13 protein-coding genes and 1 pseudogene are annotated in these 21,582 nt (G+C 36.6%); 5 read left to right on the forward strand and 9 right to left on the reverse strand.

Features of this window, described 5'->3' with window-relative positions; translation table 11 throughout:
- Positions 1-175, forward strand: a pseudogene (locus J7R07_RS08390) (thioredoxin-disulfide reductase); the annotation flags it as partial.
- Positions 176-212: 37 nt separating this feature from the next.
- Positions 213-1,118, forward strand: coding sequence for a LysR family transcriptional regulator (locus J7R07_RS05450; RefSeq protein ID WP_208435886.1), 906 nt, complete (start codon positions 213-215; stop codon positions 1,116-1,118).
- Between the two features lie 830 nt (positions 1,119-1,948).
- On the opposite strand, the gene J7R07_RS05455 is transcribed toward J7R07_RS05450, so the two are convergent.
- The 4 genes from J7R07_RS05455 to J7R07_RS05470 form a co-directional block, all read right to left on the reverse strand.
- The gene (locus J7R07_RS05455; protein ID WP_208435887.1) at positions 1,949-3,151 is read right to left on the reverse strand and encodes a pyridoxal phosphate-dependent aminotransferase; all 1,203 of its coding nucleotides are present in this window, start codon (positions 3,149-3,151) and stop codon (positions 1,949-1,951) included.
- A gap of 912 nt (positions 3,152-4,063) precedes the next feature.
- Positions 4,064-4,273 carry a cold-shock protein gene (locus J7R07_RS05460; RefSeq protein ID WP_208435888.1) on the reverse strand — a complete coding sequence of 70 codons (210 nt, stop codon included), beginning with the start codon at positions 4,271-4,273 and terminating at the stop codon, positions 4,064-4,066.
- Positions 4,274-4,538: 265 nt separating this feature from the next.
- Positions 4,539-8,024, reverse strand: a complete 3,486-nt coding sequence (gene carB / locus J7R07_RS05465; RefSeq protein WP_208435889.1) for a carbamoyl-phosphate synthase large subunit — start codon at positions 8,022-8,024, stop codon at positions 4,539-4,541.
- A 639-nt stretch (positions 8,025-8,663) separates the two neighbouring features.
- The gene (locus tag J7R07_RS05470; RefSeq protein WP_208435890.1) at positions 8,664-9,503 is read right to left on the reverse strand and encodes a DUF1460 domain-containing protein; all 840 of its coding nucleotides are present in this window, start codon (positions 9,501-9,503) and stop codon (positions 8,664-8,666) included.
- 794 nt (positions 9,504-10,297) lie between these two features.
- On the opposite strand from J7R07_RS05470, the gene J7R07_RS05475 reads away from it, so the two are divergent.
- Complete coding sequence (locus J7R07_RS05475) at positions 10,298-11,356, forward strand: MFS transporter (RefSeq protein ID WP_246464861.1); 1,059 nt, start codon at positions 10,298-10,300, stop codon at positions 11,354-11,356.
- 294 nt (positions 11,357-11,650) lie between these two features.
- Here the strand turns inward: J7R07_RS05475 and carA are convergent, their stop codons facing one another.
- On the reverse strand, positions 11,651-12,847 hold the full coding sequence (gene carA / locus J7R07_RS05480; protein WP_208435891.1) for a glutamine-hydrolyzing carbamoyl-phosphate synthase small subunit: 1,197 nt from the start codon (positions 12,845-12,847) through the stop codon (positions 11,651-11,653).
- A gap of 502 nt (positions 12,848-13,349) precedes the next feature.
- On the opposite strand from carA, the gene J7R07_RS05485 reads away from it, so the two are divergent.
- On the forward strand, positions 13,350-13,502 hold the full coding sequence (locus J7R07_RS05485; protein WP_208435892.1) for a hypothetical protein: 153 nt from the start codon (positions 13,350-13,352) through the stop codon (positions 13,500-13,502).
- A 538-nt stretch (positions 13,503-14,040) separates the two neighbouring features.
- Here the strand turns inward: J7R07_RS05485 and ubiC are convergent.
- From ubiC to J7R07_RS05505, 4 genes are all read right to left on the reverse strand, one after another.
- A complete protein-coding gene (gene ubiC / locus J7R07_RS05490) occupies positions 14,041-14,556 on the reverse strand; it encodes a chorismate lyase (protein ID WP_208435893.1) in 516 nt (171 codons plus the stop codon).
- A gap of 794 nt (positions 14,557-15,350) precedes the next feature.
- On the reverse strand, positions 15,351-15,602 hold the full coding sequence (locus J7R07_RS05495) for a GlsB/YeaQ/YmgE family stress response membrane protein (protein WP_208435894.1): 252 nt from the start codon (positions 15,600-15,602) through the stop codon (positions 15,351-15,353).
- A gap of 626 nt (positions 15,603-16,228) precedes the next feature.
- A complete protein-coding gene (locus tag J7R07_RS05500; protein ID WP_208435895.1) occupies positions 16,229-17,920 on the reverse strand; it encodes a Na/Pi cotransporter family protein in 1,692 nt (563 codons plus the stop codon).
- Positions 17,921-17,990: 70 nt separating this feature from the next.
- Complete coding sequence (locus J7R07_RS05505; RefSeq protein WP_208435896.1) at positions 17,991-19,208, reverse strand: mechanosensitive ion channel family protein; 1,218 nt, start codon at positions 19,206-19,208, stop codon at positions 17,991-17,993.
- Positions 19,209-19,343: 135 nt separating this feature from the next.
- Between J7R07_RS05505 and dnaG the strand changes: the two genes are divergently transcribed.
- Positions 19,344-21,281, forward strand: coding sequence for a DNA primase (gene dnaG, locus J7R07_RS05510; protein ID WP_208435897.1), 1,938 nt, complete (start codon positions 19,344-19,346; stop codon positions 21,279-21,281).
- The last annotated feature ends 301 nt before the right edge of the window (positions 21,282-21,582 follow it).

Raw genomic sequence — 21,582 nt, forward strand, 5'->3', positions numbered from 1 at the left:
ACAAAAAAAAGGTGGTTACTTGTGGACAGCCCCAGATTCAACCGCAACAAGTATTGCTGGTGTTTTTGCTGCGGGTGATGTAACAGATGAAACATTCCGCCAAGCTATAACAGCGGCGGGAAGGGGGTGTATGGCGGCGTTAGAAGCTGAGCGTTTTCTGGATTTGCAAGCATAAAACTCATTGAAAAAGTAAAAAAGTTAGAGGTAAAATTGTGACGTCACCGTTGGATTGGGATAAACTAAGGGTTTTTCATGCTGCGGCAGAAGCAGGTTCTTTTACACATGCTGCCCAAAAACTTCATTTATCCCAATCAGCTATTTCACGGCAGGTTTCAGCTTTAGAGCAGGAGGTTGGTGTATCCTTGTTTCAGCGTCATGCTCGTGGGTTAATCTTAACGGAGCAGGGTGAAATTCTTTATCGTACAACGCATGATGTTTTGATGAAACTTGAGAGTGCACGTTCACAATTAAGTGAAAGTTGTGAAAAGCCAACAGGGGATTTGCGTATTACATCAACCTTTGGAGTGGGGGCAGGGTGGCTTGTAGAGCGTATGCCAGAATTCCTGAGCCTTTATCCAGATATACGGGTTCAACTCTTGTTTGATGACAAAGAACTTGACTTGACGATGCGTCAGGCAGACTGTGCTGTTCGTTTGCATCAGCCTCAACAGCCTGACCTTATACAAAGAAAACTTTTTACAATTCATATGCATGTTTATGCTTCGGAAAATTATATTGCAAATTATGGAAAACCAGAAATATTGTCTGAGCTCGATACACACCGTATTATTTCATTTGGTGAGCCCGTTCCATCTTATTTATCTGGTTTAAATTGGTTGGAAAAAGCTGGAAGAAGTGATGGATCTTTACGTCTTTCAGCTCTACGAATCAATAATATTATTTCAATCAAGAATGCTATTATGCGTGATCTTGGTATTGCTGTGCTTCCTGATTATATCGTGAATAATGATGAGCGACTCGTGCGTCTTTTTCCTGAAATGGTCGATATTCCTTCTTTTGATACTTTTTTTTGTTATCCTTACGCTTTAAAGAATTTGGCAAAGTTAAAAGCTTTTCGAGATTATATTTTTTTAAAAGCACGTCAGTGGACCTTTTAATTATGGGGTATTTTAAGCTATGTGTTTATTGCATAGCAGATACGCTTAAGTCTTTATTGTACTTTCTCTCATAAAATGACATAGAGTGTTATCTCTTGATTATGTTGCCTCCCATTGCATTTTCTTGAGTGTTCCCTTACGAAAGTCTGCCAGATTGATTTTATCTCTGGAGATTTTCTAGATTTGCCGGGCATTTGTCCGGCTTTTTTTTACCTCTCAATATAGTATATAAAAATGTAGATGTTTTGGAAAATAAAAAAATTCAAGAGTTTTATGGATTTGCAACATTTTTAGGCACATCAAGATATAATGGATAGCTGTGAGTAATATTGGAATTATAATGATTATTATCGAACAAAAAAGGTTTGATGGAACAGCAGAGAATTTATAGGTAGCAAACTTTCTTTAATGCCACAAATTGCGTGAAGAAATGCAAATTTTACAAACGCATCAGGGTGTTTTTAGACGATGGCTATTTAATATGGCTATAAAATCAATACAATTTATACCTTAATAAGGTATGCATCAAAATAAAAGGATGATGCCTTGATTAGGGGCTTAAATAACTAAATGGTATACCTTTTAAAATAGGGGGGAGAATAGAGATGTGCTTTCTACAGATATTATTTTAAAAATTACTTGTATTTTATTGCTTTGATAGCTAAATCTCTCAATCTTGTATATAAGATATTTTTTTATGTATTTTTATCTCTATGTTTTCTCTGTAGAATCCATTTGTCTGCACTGTAACTCAATAACCAATAGGCTTTTAGATGTGCTAATGCTAATATTTGGCAACAAAAATATAACGATAGAAGATGTTTAGCATTTTAAAGAAGGCTATTACAAAAGCGATGGATACGTAAACAAGCTTCCTCAAGTAACTTTTCTGATGTTGCATAAGAAATACGAAAAGCTGGCCCAAGTCCAAAAGCAGATCCATGGACGACAGCGATCGCTTCTGTTTGGAGAAGCGCTGTTACAAAGTCTTCATCATTCGTGATAATTTGGCCATTCGATGTTTTCTTTCCAATGAGTTCTGCACAGGAAGGATAAACATAGAAGGCACCTTCCGGTGTTGGACAGTAAATGCCAGGGGCTTGGTTTAACATGGAAACGACAAGATCACGGCGTGCTTGGAAAATATTTTTATTGTGGGCGATAAAATCTTGTGGGCCATTGAGTGCTTCAACAGCCGCCCATTGTGAAATAGAACTTGGACCGGATGTTTGCTGACCTTGGATAATATCCATAGCTTTAATTAACTCTTGTGGCCCGCCTGCATAACCGATTCGCCAACCTGTCATGGCATAAGCCTTAGAAACACCATTCATGGTGAGTGTACGGTCGTAAAGCTTTGGTTCTATCTCTGCTGGAGTGACAAAGGTAAAATCTTCATATGTTAGATGTTCATATATATCATCGGTGAGGATATAAACATGAGGATGTTCTACTAAAACATCTGTTAGCTTTTTTAATTCATTATGCGTATAAGCGGCACCTGATGGATTTGAAGGTGAGTTAAATATAAACCACTTGGTTTTTGGGGTAATGGCAGCTTCTAGATCTTGCGGTTGAAGTTTATAAGAAAATTCGGCTTTAGTTTCTACAAAAATAGGTGTACCTTTGTTAAGAGTAACCATTTCTGGATAACTAACCCAATAAGGGGATGGAATAATAACTTCATCCCCTTTATTTAAAGTCGCCATCAATGCATTAAAAAGTATTTGTTTACCACCAGTACCAACAATAATTTGTTCTGGTTGGTAAGTAAGATTGTTTTCTCTTTTAAACTTTGCTGCAATTGCTTGGCGCAATTCTGGAATACCAGATATGGGGGTATATTTTGTTTCTCCACGTTGAATGGCTTCAATGGCAGCATTTTTGATATTGTCCGGTGTATCAAAATCCGGTTCTCCCGCGCTCAAAGCAATAACATTACGACCTAGTGCCTTCAAATTGCGCGCTTTTTGGGAAACAGCAATTGTTGCAGAAGGTTTAATACGAGAAAGCCTATCAGCGATAAAAGCCATAACTTCAGTCCTTATATAATACGGGAAAATGTGTATATTCGGAGCTATTCTATAAGAGATTACGCAGTATGCAATAAAAAATTGCAGGAAAATTCTTAAGTTTTGTAGATTTCAAAAAGATTTTAGATGAAGGTGGATAAGCAGTAATGTTTCATTTACAAAAAATAGGGATGTTATCAAAAAAAAATTTTACATTAAAAGTAGAGATTAGTAAAAGGCTTATGGTTTATTGAAAAAAAACTTCTAGTATTCATGTTAAAATTAGATTTTTTTTTTGTTGTTTCGTTTCAGGTAATTTATTTTTTTAAAAATATTAGTTAAATGTAAAATGTTATTTTTCTTAAATGGTGGGACAGCACATTTTAAATATTTATACATTTTGGTGTGAGACAAGGATGAGAGCATCAAGTTTTAGAAGCATTTACTAAGGACGATGTATGTGAATTTGTGATGGTTGATACCTCTTTCCTATGCTCATTCCGCTCATTTCTTTTTGCTCAAACAGAAAAGCACTATATAATTATAATAAATACATTTACAGAGAATGATATCTTACCAAACTCTTCTGCAATAAAATCAACAGTTCAGATATTTTCTCGCAATTTAATAAAAAAATCTTTTTCTTTTTTTTTCTTTTGTAGAATGTTTAAATGATGTTTTAATTCTCTTTTAGCTTAGGGGAATAGGTATATAGGGCTTAGCAAGTTTTATTTCAAATACAGAATTTATGTTGTAGTTTTTTGAAGTTTTATAGGAAAAAGCAATTCACAGTAGTTATGGAAGATTTCAAGAGGAAGGGCAGGAATATTTTGGATTATTGTACAAAGCAGAAATTTAGTGCTTTTTTATAAATAATAAATCCTCGCCTGTGAAGGCGAGGATTTTTTACTAAAACGTAAGATCATTTAAAGATTAAAGTACTGCAAGGTTTCCAGCAGCAAATTTCCCAGAACGACGATCTTGAAGAACATCATAGGAGATTTTTTGTCCTTCATTGAGATTGCTTAGACCAGAACGCTCAACAGCAGAAATATGTACAAATACGTCCGCACTTCCATCACTAGGCTGAATGAATCCGAAACCTTTTGTTGTATTAAACCACTTAACTATTCCTGTAGACATAGGAAACTCCTTAGAATATATAACTGTACTGTGTACAGAGATCAAAAAAACCTCAATACAATTTTAGATCGAAATTAGGTGGGAGAAGTTTCGTCGAAAGTGCAGAATGCACAGGAAAGAAAGTCACATAACCGAAAATTCGATAAAACCTAATATAAAAGTTTTTAGGATGAAAAGCAAGCCTTAATCGGTATTTTTGTACAAATAAAGATTGAAAGAGAATATAGAATATAAGGAGAATATGCTTTTCATGAGAGTAAAAAATTCAGGTGAAATAACTTTGTAGCGAGCGTACCTCAAGGCGCTTTTTTTTGAGTGTTTTGATAGCCTCTACGACAGCTTCGGCTCCAGCTATTGTTGTATAATAGGGAACTTTTTGTATGAGTGCTGCGTTGCGTAATGATTTGGAATCTGAGATAGCACTGGCAGTGCTGGTTGTATTAAAAATCAATTGAATTTGTCGATTACGAATGGCATCTTCAATATGGGGATGCCCTTCTAGAACTTTGTTAATTTTTTTTGCTTCAATATTATGTTCAGTAAGAAATTTGTGTGTTCCACTTGTTGCTAAAACAGAAAAGCCAAGCTCAGCTAAAATTTTTACAGGATTTAAGATACGTTTTTTGTCTTCATCTCTCACAGAAACGAATAAAGTTCCCTCCTTTGGAAGTTCAATACCAGCTCCAAGTTGGGCTTTGGCAAAAGCAAGAGAAAATTCATAATCAAGCCCCATAACTTCGCCAGTTGAACGCATTTCCGGGCCAAGAAGCGTATCGACACCTGAAAAACGAGCGAAAGGAAAAACTGCTTCTTTGACAGCGATATGTTGTTTTTGCTGCTGCGAAGGTAATCCACCATAAGCTTGAAGCGTTTTTTGGAGAGTTTCTCCTGCCATAATGCGTGCGGCAATTTTCGCAATAGGGAGACCAATTGTTTTTGCGACGAATGGAACAGTGCGTGAAGCACGCGGATTGACTTCTAACACATAAATTGTGCCATCTTTAATGGCATATTGTACATTCATTAAGCCACGAACATGAAGTGCTTGTGCTAATGCTTTAGTTTGACGCTCTAATTCAGCTACTATTTTATTTGAGAGCGTATGTACTGGTAAAGAACACGCTGAATCACCAGAATGAATACCGGCTTCTTCAATATGTTCCATAATGCCAACGACCAGAGTTTCCTCTCCATCGCATAGACAATCAACATCAACTTCAATGGCTTCTGTCAAATAAGTATCAAATAAAAGTGGATTTTTACCAAGCAATGTATTGATCTGCCCCGTTTTGTCATTGGGATAACGCGTTTTGATATCTTCTGAAACCAATTCAGGAACATTCTCAAGCAGATAATTTTGTAAGCTACGTTCATCACGGATAATTTGCATAGCACGTCCTCCTAGAACATAAGAAGGGCGTACAACTAGTGGAAATCCTAGTTTATGGGCGATAAAGCGCGCTTGTTCGATTGAATGGGCGATACCATTTTGAGGTTGTGTTAAGTTAAGTTTGAATAACAATTTTTGAAAGCGATTTCTATCTTCTGCTAAATCGATAGCATCAGGTGAAGTTCCTAGAATGGGGATATTATGTTTTTCTAATGCACTTGCCAATTTCAGTGGTGTTTGCCCACCAAATTGAACGATGACTCCAATCAATTCGCCTTTTTTCTGTTCTGTTTCTAAAATAGCGATAACATCTTCTGTTGTTAAAGATTCAAAATAAAGACGATCAGAGGTATCGTAGTCTGTCGAGACGGTTTCAGGATTGCAATTAATCATAATGGCTTCAAAGCCTGCATCACGCAGTGCAAAAGCTGCATGGCAGCAACAGTAATCAAATTCAATACCTTGCCCGATACGGTTTGGTCCTCCACCTAAAATAGCAATTTTTTTGCGTTCAGAAACTTGTGCTTCTGAATGTTCTACATCTGCAAAGGGAACTTCATAGGTCGAATACAGGTAGGCTGTCGGTGAAGAAAATTCAGCTGCACAAGTGTCAATCCGCTTGAAAACGTGCTTAACATTAAGTGCTTTGCGCAAGGCAGCAATATCATCAGGTTCTTTCCCTGTAAGGGTGGCTAGACGCGCATCTGAAAAACCCATAGCTTTTAACATACGTAGATTGTCTGCATCTTGGGGTAATCCATGGATGCGGATACGTTGTTCCATTTCAATGATAGAAGCTATTTGTGTCAAAAACCATGGATCAATTTTACTGATTTGGTGAATTTCATTTAAAGGTAAGCCCATACGCATTGCTTGGGCAATGTAGCGAAGACGATCAGGACTTGGTATTGCAATGGCAGAGCGTATTGAACTCTTTTCATCACCTTCAGCATGTTCAGGGATCGTAATTTCATCAAAACCGGTAAGGCCTGTTTCAAGTCCACGGAGAGCTTTTTGCAATGATTCCTGAAAAGTACGTCCAATTGCCATAACTTCTCCTACAGATTTCATTGCAGTTGTTAAGACAGGTGATGAACCAGGAAATTTTTCAAAGGCAAAACGAGGAATTTTGGTAACAATATAATCAATAGAAGGCTCAAACGATGCTGGTGTCGCTCCTCCGGTGATATCATTTTTTAATTCATCAAGAGTGTAACCAACGGCCAGTTTAGCTGCTACCTTAGCAATGGGAAAACCGGTTGCTTTTGAAGCAAGCGCTGAAGAGCGTGAAACACGTGGGTTCATTTCAATAACAATAAGGCGACCATTTTCAGGATTAACAGCAAATTGTACATTGGATCCTCCTGTTTCAACACCAATTTCACGTAGGACAGCAATTGAAGCATTGCGCATACATTGGTATTCTTTATCTGTTAAGGTGAGGGCAGGGGCTACGGTGATCGAATCACCGGTATGAATACCCATAGGGTCAATATTTTCAATGGAACACGCAATGATACAGTTGTCGTTCTTGTCACGAACAACTTCCATCTCATATTCTTTCCATCCCAAAACACTTTCTTCAATCAAAACTTCTGTTGTAGGAGAAGCTTCAAGTCCACGTTCAATAATTTCATAAAATTCAGAGCGATTGTAAGCGATTCCTCCGCCGGTACCACCAAGCGTGAATGAAGGACGGATAATCGCTGGAAGACCAACAATATCTAATGCTTGAACTGCTTTTGCAGTCGCATGGGCAATATAATGTTGCTTACGGTCGGCTTCTGTTTGTCGCCAGTCACGATCAAGCTCTTCTAGTGCTTGTTCGAGAGCATCACCGGAAAGTTTCGCTTTAAGTTCGTCGCGCATTTTTGTGTGTCGTTGGCGATTCTCTTCTTTAAGCTCTGTTGCATTGGCTAACATAGAGCGTGGTGTTTCCAAACCAATTTTTGCCATTGCTTTACGAAATAAAGCACGGTCTTCAGCTTTATCGATTGCACTGGCATTGGCACCTATCATTTCAACATGATAACGGTCTAAAATACCCATACGTTTTAGTGATAAAGCTGTATTGAGGGCTGTTTGTCCTCCCATAGTTGGCAAGAGAGCATCAGGGCGTTCACGAACGATAATTTGTGCAACTATTTCAGGGGTAATCGGCTCAATATAAGTTGCATCAGCTAAATCTGGATCTGTCATAATTGTGGCAGGATTAGAGTTAACCAAAATAATGCGATAACCTTCTTCTTTTAATGCTTTACAAGCTTGGGTGCCTGAATAGTCAAATTCACATGCCTGGCCAATAACAATAGGTCCTGCGCCAATGATAAGAATAGATTTTATATCTGTACGTTTAGGCATGATTGTTCCCTATAGCAAATATCTGTACACGATTGTCGCAGACAGAATAGATTTTGAGATCAAAGTAGTTTTATAGGTTAAGTGACAAAGAAAGTAAGCACTAAAATACCTTTTCCATGCTTTTTTTCATAGAGTAGAAGATAAATATATTCTTTGCGAATGTGAGAGCGTAACCTTTGATAAAAAACAAGAATGCATAGCACAGCCAGAGTATTCAAGTTCACTATGGGTAAAAAATATAAGCTATTATTTATGGAGCAGTAAAACCTCGCAGAATAAAACAAAAACATCACGTAAAATGACAAACGTGGATTATTTGCCATCATTGCTATGTTTGTCATTATAAATTTTTAAATTACAATTTTTCGTATTTTAGTTTCTATAATCATAGTTAAGTTCAATAAGATGTTGATCATAAATTGATAGAAAAGTCATGAACAAAATTTTCAAGCTTATGACCAGTACTAAACACGCTATTTTATCGATATATAAAGCTAAACGAAAAATATTTTGTTCTATTATAAAACTATAAACAACGATATTGTATCTGTATAGCTTACACAAACTCAAATATTGAGCTTAATAACTTCAGTACATATTTGGTAACGGGGGTATTTCTACCCCACTACCCCATATAGATTATTGAAAAGCTCTTAAAACAACAATTCCTGGTGTTTTTGCGACATAATCCATAAAAGGAGAGTCGACGACTTTTTTGTTTTCTTTTCGTGAAGAAGCATTGCGGAACATTGGACCATCTTCTGTCATAATAAAGAAACCCACATGGGTTACATCTAACCCAGCCAGTTCGCTATAAATACCAATGAAATCACCGGTTTTCAAATGATTTATAACCTCTTCATTAATAAAGTTACTGGGAATATATGCTACATTGCGTTTAACAACCGGTAATCCGGGAAGATAGTTTCCGCCATCAGCTTTTTCATTGAGATATTTTTCAGTGCTTACTGCATTAGGACTTATTTGAGTGGTAATATCAGTGGCCAGTTTATATTCTCTATAAGCCCAGTCAGTAAAAAAGTGCTTCCGATTTAAAAAACTAACATTCCCATCAACATAACGCGTTCGTATGACGTTATTTATGAATTCTGTTTGTGATGTTGATTTCGATAATGCTTCGATATAATCCAGATAAGTGAAACAATCTAATCCTCTAAAGTCAATGACCAGTTTTTCTGGTGTATTTTCTGAGCCATGTAACATGTTTGCTTGGTAAGGTGTCTCTAAAAAAGCTTTAGAGAGAAAGTCAATTATTTCTCCTTTCTCATGGTAATTAGCTTTCGAACGTTTTTCAAGAAGAGTGTTTAGTTTATCTAAAGTGTATGGATCTAGGTTTACTTTAATTGCTTGTTGTTGCTCCATTTTTTTTTCTGGAATATCTTTGTTTTTATCAGAGTTTTGAGCATCACATCCTGTGGCCAACGCTGAGATTAAAATTAATTGGAATATTTTTCGCATTTTATACACCATTTTTAAATGAACACTTCATTGGCTAATCATCATTGAAGGTGGCGTTTCTCCTACGCTTATTAGATTAGTGTTGAGTGAATGATAACATATAATGAGGCATAGTCTAAATCGATATGCACACGGTTTTTAAGGTTACACAAATTACACACGATATGTGTATTTTCTAAGATCGCAGAATAAAAATATTTTCTCTATTAAGCTTAGCGTTTAAAGAAAAAAATGCTCATGCGTATGAAATAAAAAGTTTCATGACTTTTATATGAATTCATATTTTATATACAAAATTTTGCATACAAAAATGTGATGTGTTTTTGGGTAAGCTCTTTTAATGATACTCCTTTAGACTTTATAGTATGTTTGTCTGAAGATGGAAAAACATTGCTAAAAGATTTTTTAAGGATTTTAGTTATCATATATGATACTTAATACCTGGAATTTTTGAAAATGGTGATATCGAAAAGAGAATGTGAACATAAAGCTAATTATGATATTTCTAAAAGTGTTGAAAGTGTTCTATAATTATTGAAATTTTGTTCGTGTTTTATGCGCAATACGGGAAATAATTTCTATGCAATTATCTTATATATTCAGTAAAATGGAACTTTATAGTGTTTCTCTCAGTTTTTCACTTTAGTTATTGTTTTATATAAGAACAATTCATAATATAGAATAACCTTGAACATAAAAGATAGTGAGGAAGCAGTGTGTGTGTGCTATGCAAGATCACAAACTTAATCCGAAGTTTGTTCAGCGTGGGTTCGTTTTAAGTTTTCATCATTTTATTGTTAGATATTATTGCTGTCGCAATTATTAGTCATGTTTTGCCTGAATATTTTGCTCAGTTAACTGGAAAAGATATAAGCGCATCTTCGGTGGCAAGAGGAAAATTACTTGTGGCTTATTCAGCGATGCAATTTTTGTTTGCTCCTATCATTAGCAATTTTTCTGATCGCTATGGTCGCCGTCCTCTTTTGTTGATCTCTATTGTCAGTTTTGCGCTGGATAATTTCATATGTGCTATAGCATGGAGCTATTCTATGTTGTTTATCGGGCGTCTTTTATCAGGCGTAAGTGGTGTTAGTTTTGCAACCTGTATGGCGTATCTTGCTGATATGTCTAATGATAAGATCCGTACACGCAATTTTGGTCTGTTGGGAATCGCATCTGGATTGGGATTTATTTTAGGTTTGTTTCTCGGTGGTTTTTTAGGTCAATTTGGTTCACGTGTTCCGTTTTATTTTGCTGTTGGTTTTTCACTCATTAATTTTAGTTTTTCGTGGATTATGCTTCCTGAAACTCTTTCTAGATGGAATCGGCGTATTTTTGATATTAAGCGTGCAAATCCTTTAGGTGCTTTTTTACAGTTTAGGAAATATCCACAAGTTCTATGGGTATTGCTAGTCTTTTTTCTTTATTGGTTTGCCGAATCTGTATGGCTCAGTATTTGGTCATTTATTGCCAAAGAACGTTATAATTGGAGCATATTGTCTATCGGGGTATCCTATACTGTTTTTGGTATAGGCCAGATTGTTGTAGTAGCGCTCGTTCTACCTTATTTTCTAAGAGATGGAATAATTGGTGTATTGCCTTGGTGGGGCTTGTATTTGCATCAATTGCTATGCTTGGTTACACGTTTGCAATGCAAGGGTGGATGGTTTATTTGGTTTTTGCATGTACAATGCTTGAATACCTTTTTCATGCACCTATACGCGCCATCGCTTCAGCACAGATGTCGGAAAATGTACAAGAGAACTCCAGGGAGCAATGATCTCTACTGTTTCATTGAGTTTAATATTTGGGCCACTTTTTTATATGCTTCTCTTCGAACGATTTACTCATGAAAGTGCGTTGTTTCATTTTTCTGGTGCTTCTTTTGTGGGAGGATTTTGTGTGCTTGCCATTACAACGATAATTTTTGCCTTACGGATACGCTAATTTTTGGGATTTTTAGCTGGTAAGAATATTCTCCAATATTAACGAAAAGACAAACAATCCTTATGAATTTTAAGCAGATCCTCTCTTTTTCTTTTGGGTTTATCAAAGTAGTTTTATGGAGCAGAATTATTATCCGTTATATTAAAAAGAAAATTTCATACATAGAAAAGAATACAATCTGAGGAAAGAAATCGAAAAGATCAAGCCGTTTGTTTATGGTTTATGATAAGGTCACAGAAGTGTTGAAAGAGGTAATGACTATCTTGTGGACCGGGGGAAGCTTCAGGGTGATATTGGACTGAAAAAACTGGTTTTCCAATGATCCGAATACCACAGTTTGAACCATCAAAAAGGGAAATATGTGTTTCTTGAACGTGTTGTGGTAAAGATGCAGCATCTACAGCAAAACCATGGTTCATTGATACAATCTCGACTTTTCCGGTGTTAAGATCTTTAACGGGGTGATTGGCGCCATGATGCCCCTGGTGCATTTTTACGGTTTTGGCGCCAACCGTTAAGGCCAGAAGTTGATGACCAAGACATATACCAAAAAGCGGTAGATTATGATCGATCAACATCTTGATTGTTGGAATGGCGTATTGTGCTGTGGCAGCTGGATCACCTGGTCCATTGGAAAGAAAAATACCATCGGGGTTCATTGCCAGAATTTTTTCTGCACTTGTATGTGCGGGTACAACAGTAATGCGTGTATCTTGTGCAGCCATAAGGCGAAGAATATTGCGCTTAATGCCATAATCAATTGCTATAATATGAAGATTATGCACACTATTTGTGCTATATCCTTTATTCCACACCCATGGTTTTTCATTCCACTGCCTTAATGATTGAGAGGTAACTTCTTTTGTAAGATCGAGATTGACAAGACCAGACCATTTTTGCGCACGTTTTTTCAACGAAGGGATATCAAAATTTCCTTGAGGATTATGCGCGATGACGGCATTTTGAGCACCTTTTTCACGGATAAGAATAGTAAGTGCGCGCGTATCAATACCACATAGTGCAATAATTTTACGTGCTTGGAGCCATTTATTAAAGTTTTTATTGGCACGGTAGTTGGAGGGATGCGTAATGTCTGCCTTAAAAACAGCACCAACCGCACCATGACAGTTAAGAGGTGTGAGATCCTCAATGTCTTCATTATTTGTACCTACATTTCCTATATGAGGAAATGTGAAATTAATGATTTGTTGCGTATATGATGGATCTGTAAGGATTTCTTCATAGCCTGTTATAGCGGTGTTGAAACACACTTCAGCTTCAGCAATGCCTGTGGCACCTGCTCCTTTACCTTCAATAACTGTTCCATCGGCTAATACTAAGAGAGCTGTAGGTTTGCTTACACTCCAAGAGTCATGAGATGGAATAGTTTGTGTCATAGCGTACACCCATAATTTATTCTCTAAAAGGCACAACAATCAACCTTACACAAAAGCACAACCGATGCTGTGTATATTTTGTTCTTATAATGTTTTGCTTAAGGTAGAGAGTATAGGTATATTCTGTGAAGAGGTAAAGTCCTGTTTTTAGATTTTCTAAGATCTGAGCATTGATTATTTTTTATCGTCCATTGCAAGACATATAAAGATTGGTCAAAAACCACTCTTCTGCTTGAGTAAAATGGTTAATTTTTTTTGCGTGGTCAGATTGATATGGCATTCAAAATGTGTTGAGGTACAGAGTAGTGTACATCTTACTTGCTTTGTTAATGGATGCTTAGAGATTGTGATATTTTTTATTATTATGAAGAAAATTTTAAAATGGATGATCATCAGATATAGTCTGTTTTTCACTAAAATACTTTAACAATGTGAAGAGACAACGCGTGTTTATAAAGAATCTTATCATCTTAGAATTAGTAGAGAGAAAACAAGCTGAGAAATGAAAGCTATTCGCAAATTTCTTCTTCATCAGTGCAATAAGAGAGAAAGTCAGCAGTACGCTTTATGGGGTTTTGCTACAAACAAGGCTGAAAGATTACGGGATATCCGTAAGGTTATTAGGGTATGGCTCAAGGAGCGTGATGCAGGATAAATGATTTTTTAAGATTTATAATAGCTTGCATGAAAAATTAAAATGAATCTTACCAGTTTGCAAAGGGTATTTGAAAATGTTTTTGATTACGAGCAACTGATCCAATATACAGTACACGAAGTGCTGATAAGCAATAATTATCTTACAAAAGTGAATGCGAATAAATATTTTGTAGTAAACACGTTATTATTTCTTTTTGCTGCAAAATGCTTAGATCATAAAAATGGCTATAAGTGCTTTAGTCCTTCTAAAAGGATTTATTGCTTGCAATACAAAAAAACTTTTAAAGGAAATAAGGCGGTTAGATAAAACTACTTGATCTGCAAATTTGTATTATATTTTCATGATTATAATAATGTAAGAGGGATTTTAAAAAGTAAAAAGATTCTCTTGATTGAGATGATTTAAAAAGCACCTGAGAAATTAAGTCTTTATTTGTAATATGCTTTTGAGATAAATCGAAAAACTCTACCTCTTTACATTGAGGTATATAAAACCAAGAAGTTGTGTATGATCAAAAAAATAGAGTATCCTTCATTTACGTTGATTTTGTTGTGTAAAGTGGTGAAGCTATAAAAAACAATTCGGTTAATAATAATGGTTTGCCTGCTAATCGCAAACGAGAACGGCGTGCCCACAGTGCATCTTGTTGTCCAATATGAATGTAATCGCGAGTCAACTTATGACTGTTAAACAAATAGTGCCCTAATGGGATAGTGCCCAAATGCATCAATGCTTGATTTTGTTCGGAGAGGGTTTCTTGTGGAATTACAGTACGTCCAAAAAGCCAAGGTTGATTATCTCCCATCAGTATGGCTTCACGGAGCCAATAACGTGCACTGTTGGGGAGATGCTCTGCTTCTTCTTGCAATTGATCCCGCGTAATGAAGCATTCACGTTGTGGCTCGACATCTATACAGGTACAGTATTTTTTCAATCGAAGCGTCATCGAGCCTGACTCCATGAGCCAATCACGGATACTGTCTGGTATGGAAGGATCTTGATCAGAAAGCCATTTTAGAGGCGGTAAGGTGGAATCTCTAGGATCAGACATCGTTTCACTCCACATCTAAAACCGTATTTTATATGCTATGCTGGATACTATAAAAAATACTCTCATTGTAATATAGAAAAGGTAGTAAGATTTTAAATGGAAAAATGTTAAAAGGAATATTTAAGAGGTATCATAAAAGCATGTTTTTGATTAAAATTTTATATACATCGTTAATAAAATTGAGAAGATAAAAGAACTCAACAGGAAAATGAATAAGATATTCTCTTTGTTTTTTTCATGAATATAAGAGAAGATTCTCTTTGTGATCTAAAAAATTCAAAAAGGGTATTGCGGGTTTCTGGTCAAACAATTTTGTTGGTGGAGTACATAGGAATTGAGTGCTACGTAAGAGAACTTTTGAGAAATATTATTGTTTCTGTAATAAGATTACAGTGGTTGTGTTGGTGTTACAGTGAGATGAGCAAAATCTAATTGTGGTCGATCATTTTACTGATCAGAGTTTTGCATATTGGTGTGGTACTGGAGCTATCAGGTATGAGAGACAATGATATTTGAGCAAAAATTGTAAAAAACTAAACCCATATTGCCGAAAATAACACCGTCACCCTTGCTGGTATCAATAGGCTATGATGTCTGAGGAGGAATGGAGCCTTGTAAAGACTATGTTCGTTTTTCGTTTAACGACACAATGATGGTGATGCAGAAAGATTGTAACTCTTAAGCATCTAACCATCATTTCACCCCAAGCTGTAATTCAAAAACTATTATGGTGGAAATATTTAAATTGTTTCATTTAGAACTAAATGGCGCCTTAAAAAAGCTCAATAGAGACTTTATGATCGTATCTTGCGTCCTATCCATATAAGAATGCAGGCGCCTATGAAACCTGAGATGAGATAACCAAGCCAACCAGCAAAGCTCACACCTAGGAGACCAAAGAGAAAGCTGGCTAATGCAGCTCCGATGATTCCTAAGATAACGTTGAGAAATACGCCTGTTTGGCTTTTCATAAGGTATTGTGCTGCCCAACCTGCAATGCCGCCGATAATGATAGCTGCGAGCCAGCCGATATTTGCATTTTCCATAATGCTCTCCTTTGCCTGAACTGTTAATTCTAAGTAGGGTAAGCTTTGTAAAGATCAAGGATCTCTTATTTTTCCTATAGAATGGTACTGCTGGTGCGAATTTTTTTAACAATTGTGCTGTGCGAATTTTCAACACACACAAATATTTTGGGCGGTGGAATATTATATCATAAAGTTACAAATACACGTAAATTTTGTATAACGCTCAAAGGTGCTGAAGTGAAAATCATTTTTTATGAAAGGAAAAAGTATCTGCATAGCTACTTTGCAAGCATAAAAAAGTATGTTTACAGGAAAACCTCCTGACAGTTTGTGTAGCAAGTTTAGAACAAATTAAATGGTGTGACTCAAGTAATCAGCAAAATAGACATTCAAAAATTTGAAAGAAAGGACCCCAATACAATATCGATGTTGTGAGAAATCGTGTTTCTCTTTAATTCTTTATAAGATATTGTGTAGGTCAAATCTGGAAAAACATTCGTATAATATCTGCAATCTCATTAATATTTGCGTTTTTCATGATACATCTTCTTCCTAGATGATATTGTGGAGGAGTGTTCTTTGTGTAAAGGCATTTGAATGTTCACAATCAATATGATCCATTTATTATTTGCATATTCTCAAAGTTAAGATTTAGCTGTTTGTTGTTCACTAGGATTGCGTAGACGAGAACTTTGAAGGAGTCCTTGTTCTTCTAAAATTGGGTAAATCATTGAAGTTAGAAGGGAGTTTATTTGTTTTAGATCGCGTACGGTATCAAGGTGAAGACTAGACGACTCTATATTTTTAAGATCACCTTCACGAAGACGTTTAAAATGCTTTAAACTCATCTCTTTTTCTAAATTTCGCAGCTGATCTTTTTTCTGCACCAATAAATGTGCTGTATGTGTATCACGTGAGACAAGAACATTAAATGCGATATGCGCATTGGCTAGAACGATAGCGTGGAAACGAAGGAGATCATTCCATCCATCGCTGCTAAATTGTAGACCTTTTTGTTGTTTCTTTTTAACCAGCATTAGCATATTATGAATGATAATGTCTCCTGCTTGGTCTAATTTTATACAAGCTCCTAAAAGTTCCTGTGTTTGAAGGGCTTCTTCATCAGATAATTTTTGTCCAGCTAATCGTGCGAGGTAAAGTTTAATTGCGATATGTTTTTTGTCCAATATCGTGTTGAGCTGGTTGAGTTCACGAATGATGTCGGAATCAGGTTTTTCATAAAGTCCCATGATTTTCTCTAGCATGATATCGACAATATCACAGATATGAATAACTTCACGCATAACATTAGAGAGTGCTAAAGTTGGACGTTCAAGAACACTATCATCAAGAGCTGTTTGATCAGATAAATTAAGTGTTTTATCGGTTTGCGTTTTTTTTGTACTTACATAGACGATTTTAGTGGTCAGTTTTAAAACCCATTTCGAAAGCGGGATTCCAGCAAGAAGAATGAAAATATTAAAAATAATATGAGCGTTGATAACTTGAGCAGAAGGGTTACTGCCAAGCCATGTGATTGATGGTTGAAAGAAGAGAAATAAAATAAGGACAAGGATCGAACCAGCCCCACGCATGAGTAAATTTCCCAATGGAACGAGGCGGATATTAGGAGAAGCGTTGCGTGTTAAAAGTGGTGCTATGAGAGAAGAACCAAAATTAACGCCAAGCACCATTATGACACACAGTTGAGCATGGATAAGATCATAGTTGGCAAAATTGACCAGTAAAATGATTCCTGCAATGGATGAATGCAGGATGTAAGTTAAGACGGCTGCTAATAAAAAAGTAGAAATAGGATCTGCTGAAAGATAACTAATGATGTTTGGTAAAATTGCGCTATCACGTAAAGGTTCTGTGGCTGTGCTGATCATTTGTAAAGATAAAATCAAAAGTCCAATACCGATGACAATACGTCCTATTTGACGCCACTCCCGTTTTTCAGTTGTCATGAAAATACAAGTGCCGATCAAAAGACACAATGGCACAATGATAGTGAGGTCGTAGGAGAGAATTTTGACAACGAATGCTGATCCTAATTCTCCCCCACGCACAGCCATCAATCCTGCTAACCCAGTGACAAAACCAGACTCAACAAAAGAAGCAACAAGGAGTGTTATTGCTGTAGAGCTTTGCAAAATCATGGCTGCAAAAAATCCAAAACTTACAGCAAACAATGGTTTAGAGATGACGTGGCGCATTTTGTATTTAAGTTTGTCACCATAGGCACGTTCAACACCTGTGCGCACCATGCGTGTGGCCCAAAGAAGTAAAGAAATAGCACCTGCAAGATGAAGGAGTACCAATGAACCATTCATGATACTTTCTCTTTCTCTGTTGTTATAAATAAGGTTAGTCTAAAAAATTAATGAATTAAGGTTCATCGTTTTACTTTGCTTTCGTTTCTAGGACATGACGAAAATCATAGCCACTTGGATTTTGAAAAATCTTTAGACCAAAACTAGGGAGAATGGAATAAAGGTGGTCAAAAATATCAGATTGAATTTGTTCATACTCTAACCAAACGGTTGTGTTGGTAAAACAATAGATTTCTAAAGGTAAACCATCGGGAGTAGGAGGTAGCTGTCGTGCCATCAGGGTCATATTTTGTTTAATGTTGAAATGATTTTTTAAATAAGCAAAAACATAAGCACGGAAAGTTCCAATGTTGGTTAAACGGCGAGTATTGGCTAACACGTCATGATTTTTATCTAGTTGCGTATTCCATTCATTGATTTCTGGTATTTTTTGTATGAAATAATTTTCTAACAAATTAAATCGGGAAAGATATTCTTGTTCTTCTTTTGTATGAAAACGGATGCTTGATTGGTCAATGAAGAGAGATCTTTTAATACGTCGTCCGCCGGCTTCCTCCATTCCACGCCAGTTCTTAAAAGGATCAGTCACCAGTTTACGAATAGGTACGGTCGTGATTGTTTTATCGAAATTTTGTACTTTAACGGTATGAAGTGCAATTTCAGTCACATCGCCATCTACATCGAGACTAGGAATTTGAATCCAATCACCTACACGTACCATGTCGGTGGATGAAATTTGGATACCCGCAATGAGAGAAAGCAATGTATCTTGGAAAATTAACATGAGAACAGCGGCCATTGCACCAAGACCAGATAAAAGAATAAGAGGTGAGCGGTCAATTAATGTGGCTACCATAAGAATTGCAGCTACAGTAAAAAGCGCAATTTTAGCGATTTGAATATAACCTTTTATTGGTTTTAACCGCGCTGTTGGACGTTGTTCATAAAGGGTATTAATAACATTTAGAAAAGAAGAAATTGCCAGAGCAACAACAAAGATAATAAAGGCGTTTGCAACATTACCTATAATAGTGCTGAGTGCGTCAGGGAGTGTTGGAATAAAATTAATACCTATTGAAAGAGTGAAGGCAGCAATAGTATTTGCTATGTATTGAATGGTATTCTCAATATTAGCAGTTGTCTCCTTAGGGAGCAAAGAAGAAAGCTGTTTTGCTCCATGAAAGAGAAGATTTTGTGCTAAAAAATTGACTAAAAATGCAATAACGATAAGAATAATCAGCCAAGCAATAGATTCTAACAACGGATATTGAACAAAAAATTTGGTCACTTTTTCACTCTCCATTTCTAAAAAATATGCGGTTGAGCCTTTGAATTTTTTTTAACCACTTAAGAGGAAGTGTTGGAATTATGCTCTAAAGTCGTTAAATATGCAAAAAAGAATTTTCAAACTTTGTGAGAGATAATGCGCTTTCCGCCTGATTTCCTTGATGAGCTTCGCACCAGATTGCCAATTTCAACAGTTATTGGGCAAAGGGTGGTGTTTGATCCCAAAAAAAGCAAACCTTCACGAGGAGATTTTTGGTGCTGTTGCCCATTTCATGGTGAGAAGACTCCAAGTTTTCATTGTGATGATCGTAAAGGCCAATATTATTGCTTTGGCTGTGGTGTAAATGGTGATATTTTCACTTTTCTTTGTGAGCTTGATGGGTTGCACTTTTCAGAAAGCGTAGAGCGTTTGGCTGATTTTGCGGGGATAAAATTACCTCTTTTTGATCCACAAAGTCATGAACGTCAACGGGAAAAGGCTGATCTTTATGACGTTATGAGAATAGCCACGGATTTTTTCCAACAGAGCTTACATGAGAGAGAAGGTATGCAGGCGCGTCGTTATCTGGATGCGCGTGGTGTAACGCCAAAACTTGCAGAACGTTTTCGGATTGGTTTTGCTCCTATGAGGCGTACAGCTTTGAAAGAAGCTTTAAGCGCGCGTGGTATTTCACTGAAACAAATGGAAGATTGTGGACTGCTTAAATCGAGTGAGGATAATGCGGTTTCCTATGATCGATTTAGAAACCGTATCATGTTTCCTATTGAAGATTTACGCGGACGTGTGGTGGCTTTTGGAGGGCGTGCGTTAGAGAAAGATGCGCTGGCAAAATACCTCAATAGCCCTGAAACAGTGCTGTTTCATAAAGGAGATATGCTTTACAATGCGGCAGCTGCTCGTAAAAATAGCCGCTTTGTTCATGATGAAAAAGTTCGTTCACTCCTTGTGGTTGAAGGTTACATGGATGTCATCGCGTTAACTAAAGCGGGTTTTGAGGGAGTGGTAGCACCTTTAGGAACAGCATTAACGGAAGCGCAAATTGGGCTTTTATGGCAGATGGGATCTGATCCCATTTTGTGTTTTGATGGAGATGATGCTGGTTTAAAAGCTGCTTTTCGTTTTGCTGATCGTGTATTGCCTCTTTTAAAGGCGGGGGTGTCTGTACGCTTTGTTTTATTGCCACAAGGTAAAGATCCAGATGAAATTATTTCTGCCGGTGGTGCGCAGCTTTTTTCTTCTTTTTTGCAAAAAGCAATTCCGTTGATTGAGCTTTTGTGGTGGCGTGCTACTTATGGAAAGAACTTTGAAACTCCAGAGGCACGAGCAACATTGGAAAAACAACTAAAACAGCAAATTTTTACGATTAAAGATGAAGATATACGGCGTTATTATTTACAGGATATAAAAAAGCGGCTTTTTGATTTTTTTCGTCCCTTTTTTTTGAAAAAAAAAGAAACAGGGCATTATCCTCAGTTCTCCCCAAATAAGGCATTGAAAGATCCATCTTTTTCTGTCCTGGCAAATTCCAATATAGTACGCAATTCTTCGCAATCTATTCCTCTGCGTGAGGCAGTTATTTTATTGATTTTAGCTTACTATCCTGAGTTGTGGTATGAAAATTTTGAAGTTCTTGCCGAATTGGAGTTACAAAACACACAATTAAGATGTTTTCATCAATCCATGTTGGAAATTCTTGGGAAGCAACAGCTTCATGGTAAAGAGACAATGGTTACACTCTTAGAAGAAAGTGGGCAAAACGCTCTATTAGAACGTATGAAACAACTTGTATATCATGTTGGTATGCGTACTGTTGTTGGTGGTAGTCCCATAGAAGATGTGCGTGTTATATTAAAACAAGCCATCTACTTGCATCTTCAAGAATACCACCTACATAAAAGGCTACAAGATATTGAAGAGCAACTTGTGGAAAATCCTAATAGTGAGGTTTTTGATTTGCTTCGTGGGATAAAAAGTGAGTTAGAACAAATGCAAGCAACAGAAGCATTAATTGAAGGATTTGGAAGTTGGTTGGATGAAAAAATAGACGGGAATAAGCAAGATACGATAAAATGATTCGCTTTTTTGATGCGAATCAGTCACCTAATGCGTAAGATGAGGAAGTTTATAGAGCGACATTTTTATAAAGAATGACGACTAGATCTGGGAAAAGCGGGAAATTGATTCTTACTTGTAGGGTGCAGAGATTATCTCAGAAAGGCTGAGAGGTGTCGGGGAAACTTCTGGAGTTTTCCTGCGTTTTTGTGTGAATGAAGGGTGTAACAAAATGTATTTTTTCAAATAGTAATCTCCTTTAGGGGGAGGTGTGTTATGAGAAACTGTTAGTACGCTTAAGTGAAAACGCAAAAAGCTGGTC

This window comes from Bartonella phoceensis, from assembly GCF_902825145.1.
Classification (GTDB): Bacteria; Pseudomonadota; Alphaproteobacteria; order Rhizobiales; family Rhizobiaceae; genus Bartonella; species Bartonella phoceensis.

What these genes read in the sequence shown, in the direction of transcription:
- J7R07_RS05455 (WP_208435887.1), bottom strand. Translation starts at nt 3,151, where the DNA reads ATGGCTTTTATCGCTGATAGGCTTTCTCGTATTAAACCTTCTGCAACA.
- J7R07_RS05460 (WP_208435888.1), bottom strand. Translation starts at nt 4,273, where the DNA reads ATGTCTACAGGAATAGTTAAGTGGTTTAATACAACAAAAGGTTTCGGA.
- carB (WP_208435889.1), bottom strand. Translation starts at nt 8,024, where the DNA reads ATGCCTAAACGTACAGATATAAAATCTATTCTTATCATTGGCGCAGGA.
- J7R07_RS05470 (WP_208435890.1), bottom strand. Translation starts at nt 9,503, where the DNA reads ATGCGAAAAATATTCCAATTAATTTTAATCTCAGCGTTGGCCACAGGA.
- carA (WP_208435891.1), bottom strand. Translation starts at nt 12,847, where the DNA reads ATGACACAAACTATTCCATCTCATGACTCTTGGAGTGTAAGCAAACCT.
- J7R07_RS05485 (WP_208435892.1), top strand. Translation starts at nt 13,350, where the DNA reads ATGAAAGCTATTCGCAAATTTCTTCTTCATCAGTGCAATAAGAGAGAA.
- ubiC (WP_208435893.1), bottom strand. Translation starts at nt 14,556, where the DNA reads ATGTCTGATCCTAGAGATTCCACCTTACCGCCTCTAAAATGGCTTTCT.
- J7R07_RS05495 (WP_208435894.1), bottom strand. Translation starts at nt 15,602, where the DNA reads ATGGAAAATGCAAATATCGGCTGGCTCGCAGCTATCATTATCGGCGGC.
- J7R07_RS05500 (WP_208435895.1), bottom strand. Translation starts at nt 17,920, where the DNA reads ATGAATGGTTCATTGGTACTCCTTCATCTTGCAGGTGCTATTTCTTTA.
- dnaG (WP_208435897.1), top strand. Translation starts at nt 19,344, where the DNA reads ATGCGCTTTCCGCCTGATTTCCTTGATGAGCTTCGCACCAGATTGCCA.